The sequence below is a fragment of the Solemya pervernicosa gill symbiont genome (assembly GCF_002020875.1).
In the GTDB taxonomy this organism is placed as follows: domain Bacteria; phylum Pseudomonadota; class Gammaproteobacteria.
On the sequence record NZ_MPRL01000137.1, the window covers coordinates 1 to 2,221 of the forward strand.

Consider the following 2,221-nt stretch of genomic DNA (forward strand, 5'->3'; position numbering starts at 1 on the left):
TCTTCGTCGTTCGCTCGCGCTCTCAACTACGAATAGGCAGACGGCGTCGACTATCGCGGACTAACCGCCTTCGCTTCGCTATCCATGGCGGTCAGCGCATGAATGGTCATCCCAAATGAAGTGCTTCATTTTTGGGTTATTGTTGAATGTCATGGATTTGTAAATGGGAAACATATTAGAAGTAAAAGGCCTGTCAAAACATTTTGATGATTTCACAGCCGTTAATGATGTTGGTTTTTCGGTTGAAGAGGGTGGTTTCTTTTCTATTCTTGGTTCATCCGGTTGCGGCAAGACGACCCTTTTGCGCATTATTGCAGGCTTTCAACAGGAGTCGGAAGGTGATGTGATAATCCACGGCCAATCCATGAAGGGTGTTCCCCCTGAAAAGCGCCCGGTCAATATCGTATTTCAAAATCTGGCGCTCTTCCCAATGATGAATGTCAGGAAAATGTCGCTTTTGGGTTGAAAAGACAAAAACTAAAAACAGCAGAGATCAATTTAAAAGTTAACGAGATGTTAGAGCGTGTTGGTCTGCAGGGTTATGAAAATAAAAAAGTCACAGACCTGTCGGGCGGCGAAAGGCAGCGAGTGGCTATTGCACGATCCCTGGTGATGAATCCTTCCATATTGCTACTTGATGAACCTCTTGGCGCTTTAGACAGAAAACTCAGGGAGCATATGAAGGTCGAGCTGAAGCTACTGCAGAAGGAGATAGGCACAACGTTTGTTTATATTACCCATGACCAATCGGAGGCTTTAGTGATGAGTGATAAAGTCGCCGTCATGCATGATGGTCAGTTTGAACAGATCGATACACCACGTAACTTATATAAAAATCCCCAAACATCATTTGTCGCAGGTTTTGTCGGTGATACGAATCGCTTTGAGCTGCAGTCAACCGCAGGTGATTCAATGATGACCAAGGGCGGATGGGCTCTTAATAGCTCAGCTGCTTCTGATTCTGACCTTAAAGAGCTCTATATTCGTCCCGAGGCATTGATTATCAGCCCCTCTAATGGTCTTGGTGATCTTGTCCGATTTGACGTTACGATTGAAACCATTCTTTTTGATGGATCAAATACCAAGCTTTCCACGATAGTTAACGGCAGTAGTGAGGAGCTTTTGATATCGGTACCACAAAATGCCCAGTTTGATGATATAGAAGAGGGGCACCGGTTGAGTGTTGGTATCCACCATGATGACCTGAAATGTTTTTAGTAGGCTCATGATGAAACTCAATAATAACAACCATAATCTCACCTTTTATTTGCTGATTGTCCCAGTTTTGACCTGGCTTCTGTTTATGATCGTCATCCCTCATGCCGAACTACTTATCAGTTCATTTCAGATAGAAGATGATATGGGTGGCATGGTTTTTTCAATGAACAATTATATTGAATTCTTCACTCAAAAAATCTATTGGCTGACATTTGTAAAAACAGCGACCTATTCGATCGTGGTCACACTGTTGGCCTTCATTGTCGCCTTTCCTGTTGCGTTCTATTTAACGAAGGTCGCGTCGAAGCGAAGCGCCAGTTTTTTGATGTTGCTATTGCTTATTCCCCTTTGGGTAGGTGAGCTGGTGACGGTTTATGGCTGGATGGTACTGCTTGGCGATCATGGTGTTATTAATCATCTACTGATGACGATAGGAGTCATCAATACCCCCCTGAATTTACTCTATACCGATTTCAGTATGGTGGTAGGTCTGCTTTATATGTCCGTGCTGTTTATGGTGATCCCGATTATGTCCACGCTAGAAACTCTGGATGACTCACTGATTGAGGCAGCCTGTGATCTAGGCGCGACTAAATGGGCTATATTCACAAGAATCATCATCCCCTATTCAATGCCGGGAATTGTTACTGGCTCAATCATTGTGTTTATGTTGGTTATTGGTGATTACCTTGCGCCTAACTTGTTAGGTGGCAAGAGTTCGTTGTGGTTTACAGAACAGATATATAATAATTTCCTCACAACATTCAACTGGAATGAAGGAGCTGCATTCGGATTCTTACTGCTCATGTTATCTTCCGGTATTATCTGGATTGCCCTGAAATTATCTGGCCAAAAACTAGAGAAGGTGGGGTCATGATTTGTTCGCTTCCTAGCTCGCCTTTCTACCGACGCTGACCGCCATGGATAGCGAAGCGAAGGCGGTTAGTCCGCGATAGTCGACGCCGTCTGCATATTCGTAGTTGAGAGCGCGAGCGAACGACGA

General features: G+C 44.2%; 1 protein-coding gene and 1 pseudogene. Both read left to right on the plus strand.

Translation table 11 applies throughout. The features are described from left to right. Positions 1 to 163 precede the first annotated feature (163 nt). Positions 164 to 1,218: pseudogene (locus BOW52_RS16635) on the plus strand (ABC transporter ATP-binding protein). A gap of 7 nt (positions 1,219 to 1,225) precedes the next feature. Further along, positions 1,226 to 2,095, plus strand: coding sequence for an ABC transporter permease (locus tag BOW52_RS16640; protein ID WP_236725801.1), 870 nt, complete (start codon positions 1,226 to 1,228; stop codon positions 2,093 to 2,095). Positions 2,096 to 2,221: the final 126 nt, after the last annotated feature.

Coding starts and splice junctions, on each gene's coding strand:
- BOW52_RS16640 (WP_236725801.1), top strand. CDS start 1,226: ATGATGAAACTCAATAATAACAACCATAATCTCACCTTTTATTTGCTG.